Origin of the sequence: Pararhizobium sp. IMCC21322 (assembly GCF_030758295.1) — a bacterium.
Classification (GTDB): Bacteria; Pseudomonadota; Alphaproteobacteria; order Rhizobiales.
In genome coordinates this window covers 1722844-1744619 of the sequence record NZ_CP132335.1, presented here as the reverse complement: position 1 = coordinate 1744619, position 21776 = coordinate 1722844, and the positions used below count along the sequence as shown (strand labels likewise).

Annotated in this window: 19 protein-coding genes and 5 pseudogenes; 13 read left to right on the top strand and 11 right to left on the bottom strand. The window is 49.9% G+C overall.

Annotation, left to right across the window (positions count from 1 at the left end; translation table 11 throughout):
- Positions 1 to 165 precede the first annotated feature (165 nt).
- Positions 166 to 615: a plasmid mobilization relaxosome protein MobC gene (mobC, locus tag RAL91_RS08460; RefSeq protein ID WP_306261362.1), complete on the top strand. Its 450-nt coding sequence runs from the start codon at positions 166 to 168 to the stop codon at positions 613 to 615.
- Entirely contained in the window at positions 612 to 3413 is a 2802-nt protein-coding gene (locus tag RAL91_RS08455) for an AAA family ATPase (RefSeq protein ID WP_306261360.1), read from the top strand. The genes mobC and RAL91_RS08455 overlap by 4 nt, the downstream gene beginning before the upstream one ends.
- A gap of 512 nt (positions 3414 to 3925) precedes the next feature.
- On the opposite strand, the gene RAL91_RS08450 is transcribed toward RAL91_RS08455, so the two are convergent.
- Positions 3926 to 4066 (bottom strand): hypothetical protein, encoded by a 141-nt coding sequence (locus RAL91_RS08450; protein WP_306261358.1) that lies wholly within the window; start codon positions 4064 to 4066, stop codon positions 3926 to 3928.
- 209 nt (positions 4067 to 4275) lie between these two features.
- Here RAL91_RS08450 and RAL91_RS08445 point away from each other — a divergent pair.
- A pseudogene (locus RAL91_RS08445) lies at positions 4276 to 5649 on the top strand (IS30 family transposase).
- A gap of 36 nt (positions 5650 to 5685) precedes the next feature.
- Positions 5686 to 5958, top strand: a pseudogene (locus RAL91_RS08440) (IS3 family transposase); the annotation flags it as partial.
- A gap of 410 nt (positions 5959 to 6368) precedes the next feature.
- Here the strand turns inward: RAL91_RS08440 and RAL91_RS08435 are convergent.
- From RAL91_RS08435 to RAL91_RS08425, 3 genes are all read right to left on the bottom strand, one after another.
- Positions 6369 to 6833 carry a DUF2721 domain-containing protein gene (locus tag RAL91_RS08435; protein ID WP_306261356.1) on the bottom strand — a complete coding sequence of 155 codons (465 nt, stop codon included), beginning with the start codon at positions 6831 to 6833 and terminating at the stop codon, positions 6369 to 6371.
- 108 nt (positions 6834 to 6941) lie between these two features.
- Complete coding sequence (locus RAL91_RS08430) at positions 6942 to 8282, bottom strand: FAD-dependent oxidoreductase (protein WP_306261354.1); 1341 nt, start codon at positions 8280 to 8282, stop codon at positions 6942 to 6944.
- A 719-nt stretch (positions 8283 to 9001) separates the two neighbouring features.
- The gene (locus tag RAL91_RS08425) at positions 9002 to 9682 is read right to left on the bottom strand and encodes a MarC family protein (protein WP_306261352.1); all 681 of its coding nucleotides are present in this window, start codon (positions 9680 to 9682) and stop codon (positions 9002 to 9004) included.
- 502 nt (positions 9683 to 10184) lie between these two features.
- On the opposite strand from RAL91_RS08425, the pseudogene RAL91_RS08420 reads away from it, so the two are divergent.
- The 3 genes and pseudogenes from RAL91_RS08420 to RAL91_RS25050 all read left to right on the top strand — a co-directional run.
- Positions 10185 to 11098, top strand: a pseudogene (locus RAL91_RS08420) (transposase); the annotation flags it as partial.
- Positions 11040 to 11159, top strand: a pseudogene (locus tag RAL91_RS25055) (hypothetical protein); the annotation flags it as partial. The pseudogenes RAL91_RS08420 and RAL91_RS25055, both read left to right, overlap by 59 nt.
- Before the next feature lie 63 nt (positions 11160 to 11222).
- The gene (locus tag RAL91_RS25050) at positions 11223 to 11375 is read left to right on the top strand and encodes a transposase domain-containing protein (RefSeq protein ID WP_371932533.1); all 153 of its coding nucleotides are present in this window, start codon (positions 11223 to 11225) and stop codon (positions 11373 to 11375) included.
- A 52-nt stretch (positions 11376 to 11427) separates the two neighbouring features.
- On the opposite strand, the pseudogene RAL91_RS08410 reads toward RAL91_RS25050, so the two are convergent.
- Positions 11428 to 11625 (bottom strand): annotated as a pseudogene (locus tag RAL91_RS08410) (transposase); the annotation flags it as partial.
- 122 nt (positions 11626 to 11747) lie between these two features.
- On the opposite strand from RAL91_RS08410, the gene RAL91_RS08405 reads away from it, so the two are divergent.
- From RAL91_RS08405 to RAL91_RS08395, 3 genes are all read left to right on the top strand, one after another.
- Positions 11748 to 12179: a hypothetical protein gene (locus RAL91_RS08405; RefSeq protein WP_306261350.1), complete on the top strand. Its 432-nt coding sequence runs from the start codon at positions 11748 to 11750 to the stop codon at positions 12177 to 12179.
- Between the two features lie 244 nt (positions 12180 to 12423).
- On the top strand, positions 12424 to 12693 hold the full coding sequence (locus RAL91_RS08400) for a hypothetical protein (protein ID WP_306261348.1): 270 nt from the start codon (positions 12424 to 12426) through the stop codon (positions 12691 to 12693).
- Entirely contained in the window at positions 12674 to 12991 is a 318-nt protein-coding gene (locus tag RAL91_RS08395; RefSeq protein WP_306261347.1) for a hypothetical protein, read from the top strand. The genes RAL91_RS08400 and RAL91_RS08395 overlap by 20 nt, the downstream gene beginning before the upstream one ends.
- A gap of 143 nt (positions 12992 to 13134) precedes the next feature.
- Here RAL91_RS08395 and RAL91_RS08390 read toward each other — a convergent pair whose 3' ends face one another.
- Both RAL91_RS08390 and RAL91_RS08385 read right to left on the bottom strand, forming a co-directional pair.
- A complete protein-coding gene (locus tag RAL91_RS08390; RefSeq protein WP_306261346.1) occupies positions 13135 to 13497 on the bottom strand; it encodes a hypothetical protein in 363 nt (120 codons plus the stop codon).
- 572 nt (positions 13498 to 14069) lie between these two features.
- Positions 14070 to 15143 (bottom strand): hypothetical protein, encoded by a 1074-nt coding sequence (locus RAL91_RS08385; protein ID WP_306261344.1) that lies wholly within the window; start codon positions 15141 to 15143, stop codon positions 14070 to 14072.
- Between the two features lie 287 nt (positions 15144 to 15430).
- Here RAL91_RS08385 and RAL91_RS08380 point away from each other — a divergent pair, with 287 nt between their 5' ends.
- Positions 15431 to 16060, top strand: a complete 630-nt coding sequence (locus RAL91_RS08380) for a hypothetical protein (protein ID WP_306261341.1) — start codon at positions 15431 to 15433, stop codon at positions 16058 to 16060.
- Positions 16061 to 16242: 182 nt separating this feature from the next.
- Here the strand turns inward: RAL91_RS08380 and RAL91_RS08375 are convergent, their stop codons facing one another.
- Both RAL91_RS08375 and RAL91_RS08370 read right to left on the bottom strand, forming a co-directional pair.
- Positions 16243 to 16977, bottom strand: a complete 735-nt coding sequence (locus tag RAL91_RS08375) for an EamA family transporter (protein ID WP_306261339.1) — start codon at positions 16975 to 16977, stop codon at positions 16243 to 16245.
- Positions 16978 to 17354: 377 nt separating this feature from the next.
- A complete protein-coding gene (locus tag RAL91_RS08370) occupies positions 17355 to 18059 on the bottom strand; it encodes a cation transporter (protein ID WP_306261337.1) in 705 nt (234 codons plus the stop codon).
- A gap of 71 nt (positions 18060 to 18130) precedes the next feature.
- On the opposite strand from RAL91_RS08370, the gene RAL91_RS08365 reads away from it, so the two are divergent.
- Complete coding sequence (locus RAL91_RS08365) at positions 18131 to 18541, top strand: helix-turn-helix domain-containing protein (protein WP_306261335.1); 411 nt, start codon at positions 18131 to 18133, stop codon at positions 18539 to 18541.
- 291 nt (positions 18542 to 18832) lie between these two features.
- Here the strand turns inward: RAL91_RS08365 and RAL91_RS08360 are convergent, their stop codons facing one another.
- Positions 18833 to 20476, bottom strand: a complete 1644-nt coding sequence (locus RAL91_RS08360) for a winged helix-turn-helix domain-containing protein (RefSeq protein WP_306261333.1) — start codon at positions 20474 to 20476, stop codon at positions 18833 to 18835.
- Positions 20477 to 20642: 166 nt separating this feature from the next.
- On the opposite strand from RAL91_RS08360, the gene RAL91_RS08355 reads away from it, so the two are divergent.
- A complete protein-coding gene (locus RAL91_RS08355) occupies positions 20643 to 21059 on the top strand; it encodes a hypothetical protein (protein WP_306257372.1) in 417 nt (138 codons plus the stop codon).
- A gap of 108 nt (positions 21060 to 21167) precedes the next feature.
- Here RAL91_RS08355 and RAL91_RS08350 read toward each other — a convergent pair whose 3' ends face one another.
- Entirely contained in the window at positions 21168 to 21557 is a 390-nt protein-coding gene (locus RAL91_RS08350; RefSeq protein WP_306261330.1) for a helix-turn-helix domain-containing protein, read from the bottom strand.
- Positions 21558 to 21776: the final 219 nt, after the last annotated feature.

The window sequence follows — 21776 nt, the reverse complement described above, 5'->3', positions numbered from 1 at the left end:
GTTGGGAAAAATGGTGCCCGGGGAGATACAAACTTCGAACACAATTTTGGATACTTTGGAGGAATGGAACCAGTACCTCAAACAGGAGAACATTGATTTAGACGATCTATCCCTAGAGCCGGAAAAGCAGGCTGGCCCTCGTGTGCAACACCCGAGGCTGTCGATATGAGGGAGAGTAAAAAGCTTCAGGAAAACAAGGCTGCAGGCAGGGCATTTGCGGGAGGTTCAACACCGAAAGACAAAGAAACGTCAAAAGCGCCGTTCGTGGGTTTTCGGGTGACAGCTGAGGAAATGGCGCAGCTAAAACACTTATCGGCGGGGATGTCGGTGAGTGCCTATATTCGCAAGTGTCTGTTTGGCGGGGATGGTGCGCCACGCAAGATCAGACTTCGCGCTCCCGTCAAAGATCAGGAGGCTTTAGGACGAGTGTTGGGATTGTTGGGGCAATCGCGGATTGCCAATAATCTGAACCAACTTGCCTATGACGCCAATAGCGGCACGTTACTGCTGGATCAACAGAGCGAAGACCAGATCAATGAAGCCTATGCCTATGTGCGCTCTATGCGGCTTGATCTGACGCAGGCGCTCGGTATTGGCGGGCAGACGCAACATTGATTTTAAAAGGCAATGAACGCGGTGGTGCTGTGCAATTGGCGCGGCATCTATTGAACACGCGTGAGAATGAGCATGTCCGCGTGCATGAGATTTTTGGATTTGTGTCTGATGATCTGACCGGGGCTTTAACAGAAGCCTATGCGGTGAGCCGGGGAACGAAGTGCAAGAATTTCATGTTCTCGCTGGTCTTAAGTCCGCCGGAAACAGAGAATGTTTCTGTCGAAGCATTTGAGCAAGCCATTGCCGGAATTGAAGCAAAACTTGGATTAACCGGCCAACCCCGCGCAATCATTTTTCACGAGAAGAAGGGCAGACGGCACGCGCATTGTGTGTGGTCACGCATTAATATTGTCCGCATGCGTGCGCTGAATGTCTCGCTTTACAAGCGCAAGCTACAAGAACTATCGCGGGAGCTATTCCTTGAACATGGTTGGCAAATACCACGCGGTTTGATGAACAGCGAGGAACGCGACCAGCTCAATTACTCCCAAGCTGAACACCAGCAAGCAAAAAGGGTTCAACGTGACCCGAAGGAATTGAAAAGCCTTTTGCTGGATTGCTGGGCGGGCTCTGATTCAAAGGCCGCCTTTGCCGCCGCCTTGTCTGAACATGGTTTGACGCTCGCTAAAGGTGACAGGCGCGGCTTTGTTGCGGTTGATGGTCAGGGCGAAGTTTATTCGCTTTCGCGCTGGCTTGGCGCGAAGACCAAAGAATTACGCGCGCGCCTTGGTGATATTGAAAAGCTGCCTTCTGTTGATGAAGTCCAATTGCATATCACAGAACGCTTTGCCGATAAGGTAGGTGCTCCGTTTGATGCCGCCTTTGCAGAAGCAGAAACACTGTTTCAACAACAAATTGATGCCGTTGAATCAAAACGCCGCGCTCTTGTCGGTGATCACAGACAAACACGTGCAGCATTGGAGGTAGCACAAGAGGCGCGCAGGATTGAAGTCGTTAAATCCCGCGCCGCGCTTTTGCCGACAGGTATCAAAGCTATCTGGGCAAGGCTTTCCGGCAGATACGACATTATGCGTGCTGAACACACGCAGGCCGCAGAAGCAGATAAAAGCCGTGACCAGACCGAATTACAAAAACTGATTGAAAGGCAACTCGGTGAAAGACGCGGCTTAGAAGAAGAATTTTGCAGCCTCAAAGAACAACACGCGGTGCATCTGGCGAAACTGCATCGTGGGAATGCTTTTGACCTTAACGAACAGGTGCTTGGTGTCGATCTGTTGGCAGATCCCGACCAAGCGCTTTTGCTGCCCGAAGAAGACCAACTCTATACGGCGCAACAAGTCCGGCAATCGCCGATTAAAATTCTGGATATTATCACCGATAAAAAGTCCGAGTTTAACCGCCGTGATATCCTGCGCGGGCTGGCTAATTATATCGATGATCCGTTGGCCTTACGCGCCGCCTCCGATGCGGTTTTGCGCTCGAAAGAACTGGTCGAGATTAAAAATCATCCGCTACCGATTTATTCAACGCGGGAAATGGAGGGGCTTAAAAGCGGGCTCACGCATGATGCAAAAATCATGGTCGATCAAAACACTCATGGCGTGAAACCTGCCCATACGCATGACGCCATTAAACGTCAAAACGCGATTTTGCAAAAACTGCACGGGGCGAGCCTGAGCGATGAACAACACGCGGCGATAAATCATATTCTAAAGCCAGAACGAATAACCGCCGCTATCGGTCTGGCCGGCACCGGAAAAAGCACCATGCTTGCAGCCGCGCATGAGGCTTGGACAAAACAAGGCTATCAGGTTTTTGGTGCGGCATTGTCCGGTAAGGCTGCCGATGGTCTGCAAAGCGCCTCCGGCATTATCAGTCGCACCTTGGCCTCCATGGAAATGAGCTGGAAGAACGGATACAACCAATTAAAACCCGGTGACGTTCTGGTGATTGATGAAGCCGGAATGATTGGCACACGCCAAATGAGCCGTTTTGTCGAGCACGCCAAGAAATATGGTGCAAAGCTCGTTCTGGTCGGCGACCCGGAACAATTACAGCCCATCAATGCCGGAACGCCGTTTAAAGATATTGCTGAAAGTATTGGAGCGGCAAAACTCACAGAAATCCGTCGCCAGAAATCAGACTGGCAGCGCCAAGCCTCGCTTGATCTGGCAACGGGCAATACCGGAAAGGCGATAGATGCCTATCAAAAGCACGGCGCGGTCAAAACGACCAAAAGCCAGGATGATGCCATTGCCGCCCTGGTGCAGGATTATATGGTTGATATCGAAACACGCGGCGAGACCGCCTCACGGCTCGCCTTCGCCCATCGCCGCAAAGATGTACATGCTATCAATCAGGCTGTTCGCATGGCTCGCAAATCAAGCGGTGAACTGGTCGATGAGCATTATTTCAAAACCAATCATGGCAAGCGTGCCTTCGCCCCCAATGACCGCATCATCTTCACCAAAAACGATACCGAGCTTGGCGTTAAGAATGGTGCGTTGGCGACGATTGAAAAAGTCACCAAAGACAAAATATTCGTTACCCTTGATGGTGCCAACAGCGACAAACCGCGCCACCTGACCTTCTCCCCAAACCAATACGCATCCATAGATCATGGCTACGCCACTACCATCCATAAAAGCCAGGGCGCAACGGTGGATAGATCGTTTGTCTTATCGTCGCGCACGCTGGACAAACACCTGACCTACGTCGCTCTCACACGCCACAAACATGACGCGCAATTCTATAGCGACAGCGACAACATGCCAGGGATGATGCGGGAGCGTGTGCCGGAGCGCGATAGAGGACTGGTCTTACGTCCAAGGCGATAATTGACCCCTTAGCTGTAGAAGACTCGACTGACGCTGACGACAGTTTTACGCTGCACATACTAGCTGCCAAGGAAGAGAGGGTGGAAAGGTCAGAACAAGTTGATCGTGTAGTGATGTCTTCGGACAAGAACTAGCTCTTGCATTTGATCCGCACTCTTAAGTGATTTCGATTGAATATCATAAGCGCTTTGCAGTGCTGTCAATTCGTCGCAAAATCGATCGATACTGATGACAAAGCCTAAGCAGCATAGCTTTCCAAAGTGCACATAGAACTTAATTCCTGCCTACTGCCCCGTTTAGAACGCCAGTTCCATAACAGCCTCTTCTAAGAATTGTTTTCTAGTAGATCTGGCGTGAGACTGTCAATTTCGACTTTGTCATCAGTATCGAAGGTTTTTGCAACGGATTTTCGTGCTGTATGATTTCAAGGGTTTAGGTATCGCAAAATCTTGTCGCAAAAAGATTGGCTGAATTTCTGCTTTAGGTGCAGCACACCATGCGAATCCGATTGGCTAGTTCCCTTCGATCTTTACGCCGTCCTCGCCGATCTCGATGTTGATGCCGCTTTGGCTCTCTTGATAGTAAAAGTAACCCACCACCGCAACGCAAACGGCCAGCAGGCCGATCACCAAGTAAAGAACATTTCGATTCATCAGGATTACCTTCTTTTGAGCCCTTCATTCTGAGGGCTGGATTATTGCATTGGCTAGACGAGTATATAAACGCCGTCAAAAACATGAAAGGCCAGTTCAGCCTCCCTTATCCATCCCTCCGAGACATTACGTTCATTTGAAGGCAAAACAAAGATGCTCATAGGGCGGATTCAAACGGTCGTCGCAACGGTTCCGAATTGGAGATTGCGATGACGACACACAAACGAGCTTCTGATGGAAGCACACGGGACAAAATGCGCTCGCCCGGCCGTCCCAAAGTGGCTCATCGAGCGCAGCAGGTTTTATTCTGGCGATTGATTGAGAAGGGTATTTCCAATTCAGAGGCCGCAGTTCAGGCTGGTGCGTCTGCCCCTGTAGGCAGTCGTTGGTTCCGAGAGGCTGGAGGCATGCCGCCGTCACAATATTCCATTTCAGCGCCACCGCTTTCAGGGCGATATCTCCGTTTTGGGGAACGTGAAGAAATTGCACTTTGTCGAGCTCAAGGCCTGGGCGTCTGCGCGATTGCACGTAAAATTGGGCGGGCGGCTTCAACGGTATCGCGGGAGCTCCGCCGGAATGCTGCGACGCGCAGTGGCGGCTTCGAGTATCGTGCGACAACGGCCCAATGGCACGCTAACCGAGCTGCAAAACGCCCCAAGACGACAAAGTTGGCCCAAAATTCGGCCTTGCGCCAATATGTCGAAGACAGGTTAGCTGGTGACGTGACCAGAATTGACGGTGATATCACGCCAGGGCCGGATGTTATCTGGACGAAACGCCGATCTGTTCGAAGACAGCATCGCCGTTGGGCAACAGCTTGGTCACCTGAGCAAATTGCACGCCGGCTGCCGCTGGATTATCCGGATGACCCTTTGATGCGTATCAGCCATGAAGCGATCTATCAGTCCTTGTTCATTCAGGGACATGGAGCGCTGCGTCGAGAACTGGTCGCTTACCTGCGCTCTGGTCGCGCCCTGCGTGTTCCCCGCGCTCGGCGAAAGGGCAAAGGCAAGGCCTATGTAACTGACGAGATAATGATCACTAAACGCCCTGCCAAAGTTGAGGATCGTGCGGTTCCAGGTCACTGGGAAGGGGATTTGATCCTTGGCCTGAAAAGCTCTGCGATCGGTACATTGGTTGAACGCAAAACCCGCTTTACCCTTCTGCTCCACTTACCACCGATGCCGGGCCATGGAACGGAGCCACGCATCAAAAACGGCCTGGCCCTTGCCGGACACGGGGCGGAGGCCGTGCGCGACGCCATCGCCAAATCTATTCGAGAGCTGCCCGAACATTTGCGTAGATCGCTCACGTGGGACCAGGGAGCTGAAATGGCTCAGCATGAAAAACTGACGTCTGACACCGGGATCGACGTCTACTTCTGCGATCCTCAAAGCCCCTGGCAACGCGGTTCCAACGAAAACACCAACGGCCTGCTGCGTCAATAATTCCCAAAAGGCACAGATCTCAGTGCTCACGGTGCGGAAGAATTGGAGGCTGTTGCTCATACCTTAAATAGTCGCCCGAGAAAAACGCTGGGATGGAAAACACCGGCAGAAGCGTTGGAAGACGTCTTAAGATGAGCTACAAACCAACCGTTGCGACGACCGTTTGAATCCGCCCAATATTGTTCGCATGATTATCAAAAGCAGTTGCGCAAACACGGCTTCGAGGTCTCAATGAGCGGCAAGGGAAACTGTTATGATAACGCCGTTGTCGAAACCTTCTTCAAAACCATCAAGGCCGAATTGATCTGGCGCCGGACATTGCACACGCGGCGCCAAGCCGAGATTGCGATCTTCGAATATATCAACGGCTTCTACAATCCACGCCGCCGCCACTCAACATTAGGAGGCAACCCCCCCATCGCATTCGAACAAAAAGTAGCATAAACGAGAACTGGATGCGGAATCAAAGCGGGGCAAGTCCAGCATGTCATTGGCTTTTGCTCTGTTTACAGGGTTTGGCTTTGAACTGGGATCAGTTTTGCTAGTTTTCTGAGGTTCTGGGCTGTTGCAGCGAGGTGGAATTCATCTCGAATACCGCAGGGTCCACGTAATCGGAGCAGGTACAGCTTTAGGATGCGCTTGTTTCAGGCGTGAGTTTGGGTGGTCTGTTGAAGTGTGAGATGGCGAGAGACCGAGTTCTGATCGTAGATGTTGGATAGCTGCGCCATCGCCACAATGCGCCTTTCGCTATTCGGACTTTAGCATCCGTGATCAGCAAACTACATTTTTGGGCAGCAGCGATGCTTGGTTTGTTTGACGTCAGCGCCTGTGGAACACCAATGCCTGTTCGCAAGTTATTTACTTTTGACCTTAAGTAGAATTTCGATATCTCTCCGGGTCTGTTGGGCAGATAGGCGCACCTCCTGCAGAAATAACAGCAATCCCACAATCAGCAACACCATGGCAAATATGAACAGCCCGGCAATTGCTGATGATAAGTTTTGTTCAACGTAGTCACCCGTAAACAGGGCGACAACAACCAGGCAAATGAACAAAGCGGCACTAACATTGAGCCGTATAGCCCATTCGATAAGCCGGATGCGGTGCAGCAAAGTAAAAGTTTCGTGGTCGCTCAAAACGCCCGATTGTTCGTCATCCAAATGTGGTGCTGATGAAACCGCGTTCGCGCGGTCAACGGCCCGGGTCAGGCGACCGGTTAACACAGTAAGCATGCCCGCGATGGCAGTTAAAAGAAAAACAGGGCCGATGGAAAGTTGAATTTCTTGAGCAATGCTGGCCGTTGAAGTCAGAGATTCCATTTGCTACCCAGACCTAAATATCTTCAACGCGGCACCACCACCGCTAAAGACGCTAACTTCGCTTGGCGGAAAAAGCTACTGTCTCAGCAATAATGTCCCCGCCTTTTTTCACCAAAGACTTGCTATTGCCTTCGCAGCTCGGCGACCAGACATCAAGGCACCATGAGTGGTGCTATGATAGTTGAAGACCGTATGTTCGCCCGCCATAAAGAGACGATTGCCTATTGGTTTTTCAAATCTCTCATATTGCGCAATAGAACCACCTGCTTGCGGGTAGGAATAGGCCCCTTTGAAATTTGGATGTTGGGACCAATGCGTGGTCAATACCGCGTTAGGTGCAGTCACAGCTTCGCCCCAGACAGATTGGAGTACCTCCATCGCATCTTTGGTCATATCATCTTGGCTCATTTTGTCGGCGACAGGAGCGTATTGGCCAAACGACAGACCAAGAAGGACATTCTCATTGCTGAATTTGCGATAATTTAGCCAATAGTTCCAACGTCCCTTTGGCTCAGTCATGACGCCAAAATACTGGGTCTCAACATTCCAAAACGGCTTATCGAACTTCAGCGCAATTTTAGTGACAGTGCCAAAACCAATCTCATTCACTGCGTCTTGAACAGCGCTTGGGAGCGCCGGATCAAACGCAATTGTGCCTGCCTTTAGAACACCCAATGGCACGGCGCAGACAACGTAATCCGCCTCAATACCGTTAACCTCAACGCCATCTTTGCCATAAGAAATTTGGAACACAGTGGAGTTCAGGCGGACATCAATTCCATCGGACAATGGGGCTAGAATGGCATCATACCCATCAGTGAAAATGACGTCATCACCATCAAACGATGTGTCTGAAAAGGCGTTGGCGGCAGAGATGTCTTCGATGCCCGCTCCTATGTCAAATTCGATATAAGCTGACAACATCCAACGCCCTAATGGATCATTCAACAACTCAGGCTCTATTTCCGTGATCGCCTCGTAAATGCTGCGCTTGTCCCTACGGCGCCCCCGCAGATAGAGCTTGCGTTGCAACCGGTCATACATTCTGTCCATGCGGTCATAATCTTCGCCTTTCAGTGGCTGGCCCTGCGTATCAAAAACTTCAAGACTGTCATCATTGGTGACAAAGGTGTTTGCACCAACACGGTCTGCAAGCCGCTTGATCGGATTTTTTTCGTCTGGCCCATGAATCCACCCAGCCCCAAATTCAAATGGCGCTCCCAAAGACATATCAGTACGAATGCGTCCGCCTATATAGTCCCCCGCCTCAAGGACAATCACGGTCGCACCTTGAGATTGAAGTTGTTGTGCTGCGGCTAGCCCCGCAATGCCAGCGCCGACAACGATAACTTTTGTGCCGACCGTTTCTTTCGCTGCTGTGTTACCCGCAAGGTTTACCAGAAACGAAGCAATGCCCAGCTTCAAAGCGTTACGCTTGGTTATTGTCATAGATTTTTCCTATTCGCCATCGCTCGATTTTACCGGACCTTTGTAAGGTCTTGTCAGCTGAGCCTGTCGTAAATAACAAGCCTCGGTAGTTTTTCACCATAACAACGAGAAACGCTTTCAAGCATTTCAGTGCTTTGCCCGAAATCATCAAACTTGCGATCATGTATTACATCCAATTTCCGCTCACTCTGCAGCAGGTCGGAGGCATTCCGCATGAACGCGGCATCGACATCTGTCACGAAACAATCGTTTTTGGTGAAACGGTCTTGGGCCGATATTAACGAAGGAAACCTGGCACCATCAGGCAGGGCCCCACTCAAACTGACGCTGGAAAGCTATGTTTCCAAACGGCGAGATCGCCGCGCTGCATTGAAAGTATGAAGTAAAATGCTGTGGAAGTCCGGCTCTGCGTGATCTTGGAATTAGCCTCAAGCATGAGACTGGAAAATACGAAAACAATCAGGACGAAAATTCACATTTTCATTTTCGACGATGAGAACGTGCAATGGACCAATTTAGATCGACGGGCGCATTGCAGAAATTCTCATCAATCCACGCCGTCTTCTTTTAACCGGTTTGGCCAGCAATGTGCTTTCCTAAGCCGATCAAATTTCAAGCAATTACGCGATTAGTCATTAATCGATTGGCGTTAATTGCGCGTTGGGTAAACCAAACTTGTGTGGCTTTTGACACGCGTTGAGAGCTCCTCTGACAAGACCCTACAGGGAGCCAGTTTGAACGATTTCCACAATCGCCGACAGAACCGCGTCTGCAGCGACGGAAGCCAATATCATTCCCATCACCCGACTGATGATGGCCGCGCCTGAATTTCCAATCAGCCTAATGATCGGGTCTGCAAGAAGCATGAAGACAAAGGCAATCCCGAGAATACCGATCATCACGACCCCAGTTAAAACCTGGTCTGTTATCGCGAATTGGTTGTTGTCTGTCAGAAGCACAATGGCGAGCATCGCACCGGGCGAAGCGAGTGAAGGAACTGCAAGCGGGAAAATCGCAGGTGAGGGACGGCTGTCGCCGGCTGTCTCAATACCAGATTCGACTGAACGTTTGTCCGAATCTGGCTTTGATTCTCCAAAAATCATGGTCAACGCAAACAGAAACAAAATGATGCCACCAGCCACTTGGAAGGACAAGAGGCTGATCCCCAACGCATCGATCAAAATCTGCCCAAACACCAGAAAAAACAGCAGAACGCCGATGCTCGCAATTGTCGCAAGCAAAGCGGTCGCTCGACGCGCATCTGACGCCATGCCAGCCGTTACTGCGATAAATACGGGTATTGTGCCAATGGGATCAATTACTACCCAAAGTGTTACAAAGCGTTCCAGAAAATCCATTCCACGGTCTGACCACATTTGGCAAAGATTGTCACTATTCATTCACGTTTTGAGTTCATTCAGCCTATCATCGGCTGTGTGTTTCAACTGAGGTGGAGGTTCGCACTGACCTCAAATTTGTTGTTGATGTCGTCCCGTCTGAAAGTCGGCTAAGGGCCGGAAACCGTATGGACCGTTTGGGTGAGAAGCGGGCGTTGGCCGAATCGTGGTCGACGTATGCTGAGCGACATAAAGCAGCCGTGCCCGTAATTTGATCAATGGAAACTTGGGCCAAGTGTCGGCCATGGGGTCGAATTGAAACTAAATGTTATTCTAGGCTTCGGCACGAAAATGGGCCAACTCTAAAGTAGGCCCATTCCACCCCTAGCTTTGTCTGAAAGTATGTTTTGATAAAAATAGTTTTGGTTATTTGATCATCACGCTTGCGCGCATGCCAGCTTCCAAATGACCAGGAATCTTGTTCCCCGTCAGCGCCAATGGAACAAAGTAGGTTGATTGCATAAGGGAGAGTTTTTGGCTCATCTTCACCACCTAGGAGTGAAGAATGAGACATACACCCGAACGTCACACCGATGCCGCTGATCGCACGGTAAAGGACATCCGCCGCAAGACGCGTAAGCGGTATTCATCTGAAGACAAAATACGCATCGTGCTGGCCGGTTTACGCGGTGAGGACACGATTGCTGAGTTGTGCCGGCAATAAGGTATTGCGCAGAGCCAGTATTACAGCTGGTCAAAGGAATTCATGGAAGCCGGCAAGAAGCGTCTGGCTGGCGATACGGCACGCGAGGCCAGCACTGGCGAAGTTCAGGGCTTACGTCGTGAAACGCGTGATCTGAAAGAGGTTGTCGCTGAGCAAACGCTTGAACTGCGCCTGCTCAAAAAAAGCATGCTCGGGGATGGGGAGGATATCGAATGAGGTATCCCGCATCCGAGAAGCTTGAGATCATCAGGCTGGTCGAACAGTCGCATCTTCCCACGAAACGAACCATCGACAAGTTGGGTATTCCCCGCACCACGTTTTACCGCTGGTACGATAAGTATCTGTTGGGTGGTGTCGAAGCCTTGGAGGATCGTTCTCCCAAGCCTTTACATGTCTGGAACCGTATTCCAGATGATGTTCGGCAGCAGATCGTTGATCTGGCACTGGAGGAACCGGAGCTGTCACCGCGTGAGTTGGCGGTACGGTTCACAGATACACAACGCTATTTTGTATCAGAGGCCAGTGTTTACAGGCTACTGAAGGCGCTCGATCTCATCACCAGCCCAGCATTCATTGTGATCAAAGCTGCCGATGAGTTCCGCGATAAAACCACTGCCATCAACCAGATGTGGCAGACGGACTTCACCTACATCAAGATCGTTGGGTGGGGCTGGTATTACCTATCGACCATTCTTGATGACTTCTCGCGCTATGTCGTGGCGTGGAAGCTATGCGCTCGCCCGGATGCCAAAAACCCGCCCCTATCTCGACAATGGTTTTCTGGAATTGGACAACAACACTTGCGAACGCGCAATGAAGCCAGTGGCCATCGGGCGCAAGAATTGGATGTTCGCTGGTTCACAGCGTGGTGGCAAAGCCATGGCCATTGCCTTTACACTGATTGAGACTGCCAAGCTCAACGGAGTCGATCCGCAGGATTGGCTGACAGATGTTCTCAGCCGTATCGCAGATCACAAGATCACCAAGCTGGACGAGTTAATGCCTTGGCTTTATGTTGCCGACACAGCGTAACTGACGCTTCCAATACCGCAAAGATCAGAATGGCTGGACGCTTTCAATCGATACCGCTGCCAGCAATGTAGAGAATTGCGTTCATCACTTCCCGCATATCGCTCGTGCGGGGTCGGCCACCTGGCCGCGAGGGTGGGACCAATGGTAACGCCACAGCCCACTCGGCGTTCGTCAAATCGGTTGGATGGCGCTCGGAATTGCGGTTATGCTCGGTGCGGGTGATATCAGTCCAGGACACAGTGGCCTCCATCGAATCTTTGTCAATCCGACGGAATCACATCCCACTGGTATCACTCAACAACTTTCAGATCGGGCTCTTAGAGCCTGATTTAGCAGGTTTTCTGGTTCAAACAGTGTCTATTGGAGAAGCAAATGAAAAATGTTTTTAAGTTAGATCAAACAATAGCAACGCGGCTCAACTGCGCAGCCAAACTGGCTGTGGTGGCCTTATTCACGATGCTATCGATGTCGCCCGTATCGGCGACAGATAATAAAATAGATGGTATCCCTGAGATTCTAGTACTCGCGTTATGCCAAGCATCGGTGGACAAAGACAAATATCCCTCTGACGTAGACAAAGTTTGGTCTAACAATCAGTATTGTTGTTCTGGAGAATTACAATATTGCATTGAATGCGTGGCAGGTGGATCTTGCACCAAATACCCATATTCCAAAAGGCCAGTTGGTTTTCAAAAACCCACCCTGACCGCTCCTTCTGATCGAGCCATAGCGCCGGTTACCCCTACGCGTCCCACTGCCAAGGGAAAGTTGCAAACCACGCCGGGGAAATTGAAATCGAATTAAAGCTATTTGAAGGTGTAGGCCGAGATTTCGTCGGCGAATATGACTAATGGCGCAATCGTCAGGCCCACTCCTTCACATGCCAAAAAGGCAACAAAAACATCAAACCCTCTGAACGGGCTTTAAAATGGCGTAGGCCGGTGCGATTTATTTCAAAGCAATTCGGCTACAAGGGATTCACCTTTGAAGGGATTGCCTATATGGTTGAGGACACTTTTTGAGTGTCTACAGCATTGGAAAAAACTCGATGAATGACCGAGATATGAAACTTCTCCTCGACAAAATGCATGCATCGTCAGATAGCGTTCTGAGCGCGGATAACTTCTCTAAAGAGGTTGCCGATGATGCGGAAATTCTCGCTCAAGCTCAGGAATTGAAGGATCAAAGCGGCCTAAGACTTGCCCAATGTACGAGCGAATTTATCCAAGAGCTGATCGCGCGGCGACATAAAACCGGCAATTTTCAATATCCATTCCCGCAGTTTGATGAGTTTCCAAATGCCTCAGCAAAACCTTGAAATAGATCAGGCTCAAGAGTTCCTGAATATGATGCGTAACTGGTATTATGAGGCTTGGCGGCTCGATGTATCAGATGTTGTGAGGATTTCCCCTGACTCTGCAATCGCCATATATGAGGACTGCCAACATCATCGCACAGCCGTTAGCCGTGTGGGTGTCGAGAACGAAGATATTGAACAGCTCGCAATGTGCATAGATTTACAACTCGAACTCGATGCGACGTGGCGTTCGCTCTATTTAGCTTCTCAAGGGATCAAGCGCAGATGGGAGCCGCATCACCCACCTACTCAACAATGAGTGGAACGATCTGCACGCGAGCGCGATGCCAGTTCACATCATCTTTTATAGCTTCAACAGAGGCATGGGTGATTGGCTCATCAAACCCAGCGTCTTTAGAAAGCGTCCGGCCAGCCCCAACTTTCGGGGATTGGAAACAACAGTTACGCTGTCTGGGCAGCGTAACGCCAGGGCATTAAATCCTCATAACGTGGAATTTCAGACGATATTACGCGCAAACGATCCTGCATCTCGCTTTCGGACAGCTCTCCAATCCGCTTCCTTTCTTCCTGCCACTTTTCATAGGTCTTCAAATAAAAACCGGAATCCCGCGTCATCATGTGGTTGGCAAGTTCCCGGCAGAGGGTTTCTAAATACCGAAAGCTTTGCCCGGCTAGTCTTTCGTCTTTCTCCAATTGAGAAATCTCGAAATCCCTTACGATGGACCGGTACAATCGTTTAAATAGAAAAAATGCAGCAGATGAAGCAACAACAGCGCCAGCAAAAATATCCACAAATCCATCCATGAAGCAGTTCCTGCAATCGGTTCTACACATAAAAAAGTTAGAATGCAGAGCAGGCGAACACAACTCCGGAAGGCCGCTCACGACTCAGGCTCAGTTTATTAACATCCATCAAACCTAAACCCGGGGATGCAACGGGGGCCTTGCCCCCTTGCCAAGCGGTGTTGTTTAACAACACACATCTTGCCGCCTGCGGTATTTATTCTTTCTCGGCTCATTTCCACTTCCGTAGCAGTCATGACCCGTCGCAAATTTGGTTCACGGGGCTCTAATGTTTTCTTGCAAATCCATATGAGCGAAGCCAATCGGGAATAGAGCTTTTCTAAATTCAAGTGTCTTTACCAAGAAGGGAAATTTTCTGGCCATACCTATTGCAACGCAACAAACGGCGAAGTTGGGCGGAGAAGAGACATTCGTCGCACTTGCTTCAAAGGTCAACACTGCGGACAAGGTGCCTATGTAGAACATCCTTGCCGACGTCCGGTTCTGCTTCACCTCTCCCAATTTGATCAAGGTAAAATTTACTCAAATCTGCCATCGATCGCGTGACGCCAAGTCTTTCAAACATACATGTATCAGATCACGATGGGAATAGCCGTAAGGTTGTCGGGCTCGTCAATTAGGTTGAATTCTAGATTAGCTGTCTCGATCCCACCATCTTTACCGGGGCGTACGATGATCGTCATTTTTGATAGAGATAACCCGTCGTGCGCAAGCCACTGCAATACGGAGTGAGAGCCAGCTTTTACTTCAAAATTGTTCAGATGCGTTTCATTTTTAAGGGTGAGATAGTGCTCAATCGAACTGGCTGTAATGTCTGCTAGGCTGAGAAGGTCAAGATGCCCGAGGTTGCGATCTTTAAATGGTGCGGCTCCGCCAAAATTAGAAAAATTTTTCGCCTTGGAATAAGTATTTACGGTCCGTCCTAAGAGATCCAAAGCATTGTTATGAAGAGTTTCGTTAGCGCAGATTGTGTCATTGTCTGACATCCAAAAGACATTCTGACCAGATTTAGCGAGCAGTGCGACTAGAAATGCGGTGCTATGAACCACTCGTAGTAACTTTTCGGCGCTCGCGGGCTTCCAGACACCTAAACCAGCAGTTTCTAGGGTCTCTGACAGTTTCTTTAATGTATTCTTTTCATTTGGGCCGAATAGCGAAAGCAGTTTTTTATCAACGACAATCGTCAACAAAAAGCCGTGTAACAATAGATCAGCCGCCTTTAGATAGTCAGGCAAGGCGCGTTGCATCTGGCCCATGCGAAAGTCTTTGAACGCAATTTCTTTATCACCAAGCTGCGTTTTTGCCCGAATATCCCTCATCTTATCCAAAAAAGCGCCAGAGGTATTCCAACCGCACGTTAAGAATGAGTAAGTGTGATGGTCGCCCGAAGACTCGCCCGCGTAGTCAGAAAAAACCGCAACTGTCTCATTGCCGTGAGCCTCCAAGTTCGGGAGTATTAGTTTGCCTCGCCGATGCGATTTAAGCACCATGTCCTGCAGAATTTGCACGAGTTCATTATATTCAATTTCGGAATCAGAATTCAAAACCGTAACATTTGGGTTCTTCCAAACGAGACCGTCGGCATAATCGGTTAGGGTTTTTATTTGTTCAGGACTGAATTTAGCTTCGGCAGTTTTTTTGGTCACGTACCTTCTCACAGTTATGATGCACGGCGATACGCGCAACAAGCATTAATTGTTTGCTCCACTCTTGAATGACGGATTGACCGTTTCTACCGGCATAGCAGACTTTGGCCCATCGCGCAGTATCGATCACCAATGGCTCCAGGCTGACTTTCGCTGCGGATGACACGAAAGTCGGCAATGGACCGAGTGTGTCTATCACCCACGAACATCCGCGAATGGCGTTGCACATTCTACATTTCGTGGTTCAAGTTAGGTGAACTGCGACGCTAACGATTCGGAGTTCAGTTGTGAAATCATTACCCGGACTTCTTATTGAATACCTGATTACCGGCTCGGGGTTATTGATGGTGTTTTGGTTTGCAGGAGCATTGGAGATCATGCCGATGCCAGACGGGCTCCGACCGTTACAAATTTCGGTGGTAACCGCCGGGTTCTTGCTGCCAAACATATATCTTGCAGGCATGCTGGTGGACTTTGTTTCTAAAATTTCAACTGACGTATTGGCTAAGTTGCTTGATGATTATTGGCATCCGAAATGCGCTACTAAGTTGCGGGATGGCTTGCCGGCTTATCTGAGATGGTTGCTTCCAAGAGGTCCAAAAAAGTACGACACCAAAATTGACACGGCAGAACTCTTCGAAAGATCGGAGAGGCTGTCGGAGCAATTCGAGATGAGAAGCAGTAGAGATCGAATCGCGAGAGGTGCTTTTTTGAACTCGACTATCCTAACGATCTTGATTGGTTCGGCTGTCTTTACGTCTGAAAAAATCGCTTTCTCGCACCTGGTCGGAGCGATAGTCCTGACGACTCTAGTATTTCTTATGTGGCGTAGATTTAAGCGTTTGAGTTCACGTTGGAAACATGAAGCATTTAAAGCGATAGTCGCTGATAAAGGACAGTCCGCTTTGGAGAAATAGCAGGAACAATCCTGGACTCCCTCGAAAGGCAACTTTGGGCCGTAACTAGCGGCTATCGTCAGGGCAAATTCATGGAGTTGTTGCAAGATGACATCGGCAACTTCAAGCCCATTTTGACCGTTTTATTCACCGCAGTTCATCTCTGTTTTACCCACTCACAGAAGCAGACCTTGTTCATTTGTCTAACTTCTGTTTCGACTGACTATTAGCCCAAACGTTACCAGGCAGGCGGACACAAAGCGCCAAACGCCGAAACCTTCCTTCAGCAAGAAAGTTGAAATGAGCGCGGCGAAAAGAACGCTTGTTTCGCGTAGGCCAGAGACCATTCCCATGGGCGCTACAGCCAATGCGTAGACGATAATCCAATAGGCTCCAACTTGCATCGCGCCCCCGGCGAAACCGATCAAAGCGTTGTTTTTCAAGACCACTACTATTTCGCGCTTCTTCCAAATGAGCGCAATCAGGAAAGTTAGGACACCATTGCAAATGGTGAGCCACACTGCAAAACCCAATATCGACCCGGATTGCCTCACGCCTATTCCATCGACAACCGTGTAGGACGCAATGCAAACGCCTGTCGCAAGTGCAAAGAGTATTGCCTTTGGATTGATAGAGCTGACTTTTCCACCATCGAAAGCCAGCGCCATTACACCAACGGCGAGACACAAAATGCCTACTAACGCGAATTGGCTAACGTGCTCTCCAGCGAAGATCAATGCGCCCAGAGTGACAAGAATCGGGGCCATACCCCGAGCAATTGGATATACCTGCCCGAAATCACCGTGATCGTAGGCAACAGGAAGAAAAAAATGATACCCGGTGTGAATAGCGATGGTCAAAACCAGCAGCGGCCAACTTGCGGGGTCAGGACTATCCACAAAGGGTAGTGCGAACACCGACAAAATGCTGCCTGCCATTGTGACAACCGCCATCACGGCAATCCGGTCGCCACTGATTTTTATCAATGCATTCCAGCCAGCGTGCAAAGCTGCGGCTAGCAGAATTAACATGGTCACATCATAGGTCATTGTTCAGTGAGATTAGCCGATCGTGCAAAAAATGCGAGCGCTTTGTGCATCGACCAAAGTCAGGTTTGTCCCGCATTGTTGTAGTGCGAACCTAGCACACAGATCGTATCAACGAAGGTCCGCATTGGGCCGATTCCGGCAAGGACAGTTTAGACGGGAAGCGCACTCTCACTTCGCTTTGTTTCAAGGTCTAGTCTGCGGACGAAGTTACCTCTGGTCTCAGTAGGGTCAATGACTGCTTTCAAGAAACGAACAGTCTTTTGATTTCAATGAGCATGATGATGTCCATGACTGTCCAAAGCACCAGAATCTTCCCCGGAACGCAATTCCTGCCATGATTGAACCAGAATGAGCTGGGCGGACCGCAAGAAAAGTCCTGCCATGAATATTGCGACCACAAGGTCAGGCCATGCTGTGGCCGTCAGCCATACCGCCACACTAGCGACCATGACAGCGACATTGCCAATGGCATCATTGCGTGAACACAGCCAAACAGACCTGACATTTGCATCACCATCTTTGTAGCGCATGAGTAGCAGGACACTTGCCAAGTTAGCTGCAAGGGCGAGAAGGCCGATCAGACCCATAATTTCTGCCTTAGGCATATCAAGAACGAGAAACTGGTAGACCGTTGAGCCAAAGACCCACAGCCCCATAAACAGCAAACTCAAACCCTTAAGCAGAGCAGCGGTTGAACGGACTTTAAGACTCATACCTATAACAGCAAGGCTTAGACCATAGGTCAAAGCATCGCCTAAAAAGTCGAGGGCATCCGCTTGCAATGCCTGCGAACCTGCAAGTTTACCTGCGGACATTTCCACCACGAACATTGCGGCATTGATGAATATGACGACCCATAACACGCGCTTGTAGGTTGGATTGACACCATCAAATTTTGGGTTGCCGGAGCATCCGCAAGCAGTGTCGCCCTTTTGGACAGGCTGTGTGGTTTCGTCAGTTGTATTGTTCATTTGCAGGCTTTCAAATTCGGTTCTCTATAAATATAATGTCTCTAGTAGCTATAGCTTCAAGGATTTTTTTAATGTTTTCAATTGGCCAGCTTTCCAAGCGCACAGGCGTGAAAATTCCGACGATCCGCTATTATGAGCAGATGGGCTTGATTGATGCGCCAGAACGCTCAGAAGGCAACCAACGTCGATACACAAAAGACGGCTTAGGACGCCTCTCATTTATCCGGCATTCCCGTGATCTTGGATTCTCGGTTGAAGACATCAGGGGGTTGCTGGATTTGAGTCAGCATCCTGAGAAGCCATGCCAAGATGCGCACAGTATTGCGGCTCAGCACCTCAAAGACGTGCAGACCAGAATTGCAAAACTGCGGCGGTTAGAGCGTGAGTTGAAGCGCATTACCAAGTGTGAATCCGACAATGTAGCAGACTGCGCCGTTATCGAAACACTTGCCGATCACGGGCTTTGTGAGACCGAACACTAATGGAAGTATGATGAACGGTTTTCCCAAAAAAACTCGTTTTTGGAACATGCGCCAACAACCTTGTTTGACGCTATTCAAAACCCCTTTCAAACCAAAGTGATCGTTAAAGGTTTTTGCCGATCCAGTGATTACAGCCGTTCGCTGCGGATGACACAAAGGTCGGCAAAGGGCCGTAGGTGATCAGGCAATTCTGATTATCTCGTTGGATACTGTGGTGCGGGAATGGGCAGCTTTGAGCCCAAACTGCACGATGCTGCGAAATGCATAAAGGTCCGCCTTGCCGACCCTCGCTCATTGATCGGGTAATCCCGCTTTCTTCAAACTCTCCAACCAAATCCTGCGATTTTCTGGATGGTTCCGAGATCCCGCGAACTGTCGTCGCATCGCCAATACAGACAGTTTTGGATTTATGGCCAGCGCTGCCTCTATCGCATCTAACGCATCCTCAGCTCGGTCCAGTTCAATAAGGTTGGCTGCGCGCAGCAAATGATGGAAAACGCGCCACGTGTTACTTGTCGCGACTGTTCCAAGCTGACGCGCTGCTTCAAGCGCTTCTTCGTGGCGACCAAGATGGAACAGAATATGGCCTTTGTAGAAATACATGTTTTGCAACAGCGGATCTCGAGGACTGAGCTTGAGGGCCATTTCAATTTGTGGAAGTGCTCGGTCTTGGAACCGAAACCAATCGAGTGTGTGCGCCAGTTCTAAGCGGATGCGGGCGTCATTCGGGTTAAGTGCAACAGCCCGCTCCAGATTTGCGATGGCTGGGTCTGCATCACCGGTAAATCGGTAAAGATAGCCCAAAGCCGCATGCGCCTGAGCATCTTGATCGTCCAGTTCAATGGCACGCTTGGCAGCCTCGGTCGCAGACACCAGCGTGTCATGCGGGTTCTCAGTCCATTGAAAGAAAAACATAGTGCCGAGTGCACGCGCCAACAGACTGTATGCAGTGGCAAATTCAGGATCACGATCAATCGCCTGCTGCGCATAACGCACCGCATCTTCTTGCGCGTCCTTTGAGTAAATTTCCTGGCTGCTACGCCCGCGCAAATATAGGTCCCAGGCGCCCATGTCGTCGGTTGGTTCGTCCCTTACCCGGACAGCGTCAGACGCATAAATCTCAGGGAGCAACTGGCCCGCAATCGCTTGGCTGATTTCGTCCTGAACGGCGAAGATATCGGTGAGTTTGCGATCAAAGGTTTCAGCCCAAATCGTCTTGTTGGCATCGATATCTATTAACTCACCACTGACCCGCACTTGCCCACCGTCTCGACGCACGCTCCCACGCACCACATATCCAACGCCCAAATCGCGCGCGATTTCCACAGGTGTGTTCGAACCTTCTGCGTAAGAAAACATCGTCGCACGTGACACAACAAACAGCTCTCGATGGCGCGAAAGATGCGCAATCAGGTCGTCGGTCAATCCATCGACAAAATACTGCGCGCCATTTTGCCCATCAAGGTTTTCAAACTGCACGACGGCCACCGAAGGTTTTTCCGTCGCAAGCGCTTTGGGTTTCGTGGTGAACAGGGTCATTGCAATAAAGACGGTAGCAACCGCAAGAGCCAGTGCAGTAACAATCATAATCCGTCTTATTTGGTTAGACGGGGCCTTCGTCGCAGCCACGCCAGTTGTTACCTCAGCGACAAACTGGAACCCCCGTTTGGGAAATGTTTTGATAAATTTGGAGGTGGTCGCAGCATCGCCCAAGGCCTTGCGGACAGATCGAACCCGCGTATTGAGCGCGGCGTCCGTGATGGCACGCCCGTCCCAGATTTCCTCGATAAGGTCTTCTTTGCTGACGATCCGATCCCGGTGTCGGATCAGAACTTCCAATAGCCGTATGGCTTGGGGTTCCAAAGCGATGGGTTTCCCACTCTGCGATAATCCACCGGTAGCGGGGTCAAACTGAAAGTCATCAAAAGAATACATCAGTCACTCTATCCCTTCGCCGATCTTTTTCTCAATGATCTTTGGGGATTGTCACCTCGATGTCAGAAAATATCAGCTTTCGATCAAGCTTACTCAACCTGCACAGCCTAACACTGCTACATGGGCAATCGCCCAGATAACGCATTAGAAACATTGGAGAACTGACGTGACACATTTGAAAGCATACGCGACGGCGACAGCTTTTGCCTTGGCGGGCGGCGTTGCCTTCGCCGGAACAGATTTGGAAACCGCGATCAACAATGGTGGCGAAATGCTCAACGCAGGCCAGATCGCCGAGCTGATTGTCGGAAAAGTTGTAACTGCCAAAGCTGGGGAGAAAGAGTTTCGATTTTTCTATGACCCGAGCAACATTTTGGAGGGCGAACTGACAAACGGTGGCTGGAAGGGCACCGGTGCCTATGCAATTACCGATAATAATCAGGTGTGTGTCTCCATGGCGGCAGACAAAGGGCGTTACCGCTGCCTGACGGCGGTGCGGGTTGGCGAAACGGTGCAGAAATTCAACGTAGAAGGCAAAATGACCTTTGTATTGCTTGGCTTCGAACCCGCGTCAGGCCTTTGAAGGCGAAGCGCCGTTGTAGGTCGAGGCCGTTAAGTTACAGCGGCCTCTGCCTGATGACAGTCTCAAGATTGTTGCGCGCGGGGCAAAACAGGATGGGCTGAAACCAATTTAGGTGATTTCAGCAATTTTGTTGTGGCGGCGAATGAGATTGATAATAGACCGCCTGAATGCAGGGTCGCGTATTTCATGAACGATAAGGCCATAGCCGAAAATCGTTTCAACATCATCCAAGCTTCGCGGCTCTGATAATAATTGCCTGCCGGTCAAAACGGCACGCGCATCACACAAAAAATAACTCACTGGTTGATCCAGGATGATAGCGGATTGTAACAATTTGAATGATGAAATCCTGTTCTTGCCAGACTCATATTTTTGAAGTTGTTGGAATTTGATACCAGTTTTTTCAGCTAGAGCGGCTTGCGTCAGACCTGCCTCGAGGCGCGCCTTCTTTAGGCGTTGCCCGATTAGTTTTTCAATATCTCGATCTACCAGTCGCATTTCAAGCTTTCAAAAGCGCAAGAAACCGGAGGAAAGCCTACACACCCCAAATCGCTTTCGGCTGGCTTTCCCCCGATCTGCACAAGCGATGGGGAAATATCGCATTGTTCTGTGATGTTGGGTGATGGTTTTTGTTTCGCTCATCAAAAGATAATCGCAGATCTCCAGATCAACGCTCAAGAAAAACCATGCCATAGGCAGCATTTTGTGCGTGTTGCG

What these genes read in the sequence shown, in the direction of transcription:
- mobC (WP_306261362.1), top strand. Translation starts at nt 166, where the DNA reads ATGAGGGAGAGTAAAAAGCTTCAGGAAAACAAGGCTGCAGGCAGGGCA.
- RAL91_RS08450 (WP_306261358.1), bottom strand. Translation starts at nt 4,066, where the DNA reads ATGAATCGAAATGTTCTTTACTTGGTGATCGGCCTGCTGGCCGTTTGC.
- RAL91_RS08435 (WP_306261356.1), bottom strand. Translation starts at nt 6,833, where the DNA reads ATGGAATCTCTGACTTCAACGGCCAGCATTGCTCAAGAAATTCAACTT.
- RAL91_RS08430 (WP_306261354.1), bottom strand. Translation starts at nt 8,282, where the DNA reads ATGACAATAACCAAGCGTAACGCTTTGAAGCTGGGCATTGCTTCGTTT.
- RAL91_RS08425 (WP_306261352.1), bottom strand. Translation starts at nt 9,682, where the DNA reads ATGAATAGTGACAATCTTTGCCAAATGTGGTCAGACCGTGGAATGGAT.
- RAL91_RS25050 (WP_371932533.1), top strand. Translation starts at nt 11,223, where the DNA reads ATGGCCATTGCCTTTACACTGATTGAGACTGCCAAGCTCAACGGAGTC.
- RAL91_RS08405 (WP_306261350.1), top strand. Translation starts at nt 11,748, where the DNA reads ATGAAAAATGTTTTTAAGTTAGATCAAACAATAGCAACGCGGCTCAAC.
- RAL91_RS08400 (WP_306261348.1), top strand. Translation starts at nt 12,424, where the DNA reads ATGAATGACCGAGATATGAAACTTCTCCTCGACAAAATGCATGCATCG.
- RAL91_RS08395 (WP_306261347.1), top strand. Translation starts at nt 12,674, where the DNA reads ATGCCTCAGCAAAACCTTGAAATAGATCAGGCTCAAGAGTTCCTGAAT.
- RAL91_RS08390 (WP_306261346.1), bottom strand. Translation starts at nt 13,497, where the DNA reads ATGGATGGATTTGTGGATATTTTTGCTGGCGCTGTTGTTGCTTCATCT.
- RAL91_RS08375 (WP_306261339.1), bottom strand. Translation starts at nt 16,977, where the DNA reads ATGGCAGGCAGCATTTTGTCGGTGTTCGCACTACCCTTTGTGGATAGT.
- RAL91_RS08370 (WP_306261337.1), bottom strand. Translation starts at nt 18,059, where the DNA reads ATGAACAATACAACTGACGAAACCACACAGCCTGTCCAAAAGGGCGAC.
- RAL91_RS08365 (WP_306261335.1), top strand. Translation starts at nt 18,131, where the DNA reads ATGTTTTCAATTGGCCAGCTTTCCAAGCGCACAGGCGTGAAAATTCCG.
- RAL91_RS08360 (WP_306261333.1), bottom strand. Translation starts at nt 20,476, where the DNA reads ATGTATTCTTTTGATGACTTTCAGTTTGACCCCGCTACCGGTGGATTA.
- RAL91_RS08350 (WP_306261330.1), bottom strand. Translation starts at nt 21,557, where the DNA reads ATGCGACTGGTAGATCGAGATATTGAAAAACTAATCGGGCAACGCCTA.